The sequence below is a fragment of the Kitasatospora sp. NPDC059599 genome, from assembly GCF_042735125.1.
Taxonomy (GTDB): domain Bacteria; phylum Actinomycetota; class Actinomycetes; order Streptomycetales; family Streptomycetaceae; genus Kitasatospora.
The window spans coordinates 1-4,052 of record NZ_JBHWCL010000280.1; the positions used below are offsets into that span (position 1 = coordinate 1).

At 72.3% G+C, this 4,052-nt stretch carries 4 protein-coding genes; all 4 read right to left on the reverse strand.

What is annotated here, in order from left to right; translation table 11 throughout:
* Positions 1–40 precede the first annotated feature (40 nt).
* Positions 41–757 carry an ABC transporter permease gene (locus tag ACFV04_RS43450; RefSeq protein ID WP_380536602.1) on the reverse strand — a complete coding sequence of 239 codons (717 nt, stop codon included), beginning with the start codon at positions 755–757 and terminating at the stop codon, positions 41–43.
* Between the two features lie 88 nt (positions 758–845).
* Positions 846–1,763, reverse strand: coding sequence for an ABC transporter ATP-binding protein (locus tag ACFV04_RS43455; RefSeq protein ID WP_360258572.1), 918 nt, complete (start codon positions 1,761–1,763; stop codon positions 846–848).
* A gap of 11 nt (positions 1,764–1,774) precedes the next feature.
* Complete coding sequence (locus ACFV04_RS43460) at positions 1,775–2,674, reverse strand: ABC transporter permease (RefSeq protein ID WP_380536603.1); 900 nt, start codon at positions 2,672–2,674, stop codon at positions 1,775–1,777.
* Positions 2,658–3,716, reverse strand: coding sequence for an ABC transporter ATP-binding protein (locus ACFV04_RS43465; RefSeq protein ID WP_380536605.1), 1,059 nt, complete (start codon positions 3,714–3,716; stop codon positions 2,658–2,660). The genes ACFV04_RS43460 and ACFV04_RS43465 overlap by 17 nt, the downstream gene beginning before the upstream one ends.
* Between the last annotated feature and the right edge of the window lie 336 nt (positions 3,717–4,052).

Here is a 4,052-nt window from a genome sequence, read left to right on the forward strand (position 1 = left end):
CCCCGGAGCGCCGTTCCCGTTCACGGTCGTACGGCCCTGCTCACTCCTCGCCGGCCAGGGTCAGCCCGGCCAGCTTCACCGAGGCCAGCACCGTCGCCCCGACGGTCACCACCAGCAGCAGCGGGACGGCCGCCCCCAGCGAGACGTCGGCACCGATCGCGGTGTCCCCGGCCACGGCCTCGGCCACCGCCCGGCCCCACTGCTGGATGCTCAGCGTCCGGGCGCCCTCGACGAAGTTGCCGACCACCGACTCCCAGATCAGGGCGTACCCCAGCCCGGCGACCACGGCGTGCCGGGTGACCACGCCGAGCAGCAGGAACAGCGCGCTGTACGCGGCCCCGGCGACCATCACGGCCACCGTGTAGCCGAGCACCATGCCGTCCCGGGTGCCGAACAGCAGCAGCCCGGACAGCAGCGTCGGCACGACCGAGAACAGCCAGGTGACGCCGATCGCCACGGCCAGCTTGGTGGTGATGATCCGCCACCGCGGCAGCGGCTTGGCGAGCAGGTAGACGATCGAGCCGTCGTCGATCTCGGTGGCGATGGCCCCGGTGCCGACCACCAGGCCGAGGATCGGAACCAGGGTGCCCAGGCCGAGTTGGCCGAGGATCTTGACGGTCAGGCCGTGCGCGTCGGCGGTCGACCCGCTCGCGATGGCGGAGACCAGCAACAGCAGCGCGGGGACCACCAGCAGCAGCAGGCCGCGGCGGCGGCCCAGCAGCCCGCGCAGGGTCAGCCTGGCGACGGTGGGGTTCATGGACGGTCGGCCCCTTCCTGGGTCCGGTCGGCTCGGGCTCGGTCGGCCTCGGCCCGGTCGGTCGGTGTCACGCGGGGATCGGCCGGCATCATGCGGAGACCAGGTACGAGAAGACGCTCTCCAGCGACTCGTCGGCCGGGGAGACGGTGTACAGCCGGATGCCGGCCTCCCGGGCGACCCTGGGCAGCAGGGTGGTGAAGCCCTGGAAGTTGACCGCCTCGATCCGCAGGGCCCGTTCCCGCTCGTCCACCTCGATGCCGGTGGTGGAGCCGTCGGCGATCAGCGCGGCGGCGAGCCGGCGGTCGTCGCTGGAGCGGACCAGGTAGCGGTGCGGGCGGTCGGTCATCAGCCGGCGGATCTTGCGGAAGTCGCCCGAGGCGGCGTGCCGGCCGGCGACCACGACCTCGATGTGCCGGGCCAGTTGCTCGACCTCCTCCAGGATGTGCGAGGAGAAGAGCACCGTGCGGCCGTCCGCGCCGAACCGGCGCAGCAGCTCCATCAGCTGGAGCCGCTGGCGCGGGTCCATGCCGTTGAAGGGCTCGTCGAGCAGCAGCACGGCCGGGTCGTGGACCAGTGCGGAGGCCATCTTGACCCGCTGCTTCATGCCCTTGGAGTACGTGCCGGTGCGCCGGTCCTTGGCGTGGGCCATCTCCACCAGGTCCAGGGCCCGGCGGGCGGCGGCGCCCGGCTGGGGCAGGCCGTGCAGTTCGGCGTTGGCGAGGACGAACTCCCAGCCGGTCAGGTAGTCGTACATCGACTCCCGCTCGGGGACCAGGCCGATCTGCCGGTACACCTGCTGGTTGCGCCAGATCGGCGCGCCGTCCAGGGTGACCGAGCCGCTGGACGGGGCGAGGAAGCCGCTCATCATGTGGATGAGGGTGGACTTGCCCGCGCCGTTGGGCCCGAGCAGGCCGGTGACACCCGGGCCGATGGTCATGGTGATGTCGTTGACCGCGACCACGTTCCCGAACCAGCGGGAGACCTTGTCGATGCTGATGGTGGCCATGCCGCCCTCTCTCAAACCTTCTTGTAGCGGCTCAGCAGCAGCCGGTACGAGCCGACCACCAGGGCCACGGCCACGAGCGCGAACACCGTGATGCCGAGCCCGCCCGGGGCGTGCCGGCGGTCGAGGCCGGTGCCGAGGTCGAACACCTCGTTGACCAGGGACTCCACCAGGTTGGTGGGCGAGATCAGCGAGGTCCACTGCGCGGCGTCGGAGCCGGTCGGGCCCGGGTCGCTGATGCCGACCGCGACGCCCGCCACCGCGGCACTGATCGCCAGGTAGCCCATGATGGCGGCGACCCCGAAGCCCCGGCGCGGGGTGGTGGCCGCGATCACCAGCGCCACCGAGGTCGGCACCACGGCGTACAGCACGGCCGCGGCCAGGCCGTACAGGAAGTGCCCGGTGTTCTCGGCGAAGTCCATGCCGCCGAGCAGGGCTCCGACGTAGAGCACCAGCAACGGCGCCGACATCAGCAGCAGTTGGGCGCAGACCATGGCCGCGGACTTGGCCCGGACGTAGTCGGTGCGGGTGATCGGCCGGGAGAAGTAGAGCGGCACGGCCTGGTACCGCAGGTCCCGCGAGAGCAGCACCGGCGCCTGGGAGGCGAGGAAGACCGACACCACCAGGTTGAGGCTCGCGAGGTACCCCGCGTACTCGACCGGCAGTTCGTCGCGCTTCAGGTAGAGGGCGAACGACACCATGATCACGGCGGGCACGGTGACCACGCCCAGCACCAGCATCGGCAGCACCTTGGACTTGCCGGAACGGCCGAGCCCGTAGGCGGCGCGCAGGCTCTGGGTGAACAGCGCGCGGGTGGCGTAGCCGCGGCCGAGCCGGGGCCCGGTGTAGCCGCGGTAGCCGATGTCGTGGATGACGCCGGTGTCGGCGGTCCTGGTCTCAGGAGGCAGCGACATCGTCCGAACCTCCCCTGCTGTCCTGGGTGTTCCTGCCCTCCGGGGCGTCCGGCACGGCCGGTGGTGCCACGGTGTCCGGGCCCTCGGTGAACAGCTCGGCGACCCGGTGCCGTCGCTGTTCCAGGCGGACCAGGCCGAGGCCCAGCCCGGCGACGGTGTCGCGGATCGTGTCGTACGTCGACTCGTCGGCCAGCCGGACCAGCACCAGGTGCGAGCCCTCCGGCCGGACGTCGACGCCGGCCGCGGCGAGGCGGGCGCGGACCGCCTCCCCGGGCTCGACGGTGTGGTCCTCCGGGTGGTCGGTGACCTCGACCGCGAGGACCGCCGTCGCCTCGGTGAAGGAGGCGGTGGAGGAGGAGCGCAGCAGCTTGCCGCCGTCGATGACGACCAGGTGGTCGCAGGTGCGCTCCAGCTCGCCGAGCAGGTGGGTGGTGACCAGCACCGAGATGCCGAAGTCGGTGTGCACCCGGCGGATCAGGCCGAGCATCTCGTCCCGGCCCGCCGGGTCGAGGCCGTTGGTCGGCTCGTCCAGCAGCACCAGTCTGGGGTCGTGCACCAGGGCCTGGGCGAGCTTGACCCGTTGCTTCATGCCGGTCGAGTACCCGCCCATCGGCCGGTACCGCTCCTCGTAGAGGCCGACGTGCCGCAGGGTGTCCGCGGTGCGCTCACGGGCGGCGGTGGCGGGCAGGCCCGCCATCCGGGCCATGTGCACCACGAACTCGGTCGCGGAGACGTCCGGCGGCAGGCAGTCGTGCTCGGGCATGTAGCCGACCCGCTCGCGGATCTCGGAGCCCCGGGTGGCGATGTCCAGACCGAGGACCTCGCCCCGGCCGGAGGTCGCCGGGGCGAGCCCGAGCAGGATCTTGATCAGTGTGGACTTCCCGGCCCCGTTGGCCCCGACCAGCCCGACCACCCCCGGCTGCACCTCGACGGTGAGCTGATCGAGGGCGGTGATCCGGGGGAACCTCTTGGTGAGGCCGTCCGTCTTGATGACAGCTGTGGACACGCCCTCAACGTAACGGGCCCGCGCGGCACGGGTCATGAGCTGGAATGACGAGCCCCCCTGCTGCTGCGGTATGACACCGGACCCCCTCTCCCCTAGGGGTCGGCCGGCAGCGGCGCCCTCCTGTGCGCTCGCCGGGAAGGCGCGGGGGGCGCGACGGCGTCGGCCGCCCGCCGCATGCCGCCCGCCGCGGGGGCGGGCGGCCGGCGCCGGTCCCGGGTCAGGAGTGCGGGCGCTCCCACAGCTCGACGACCTTGCCGGAGGCGTCGAGGACCAGCTTGTAGTCGCCGGTCGAGCAGGGGTACGAGCCCTTCTGGTTGCCCGGGGTCGCGATGCACTCGTTGACGTGCTTGACCAGGTCGGCCACGCTGACGT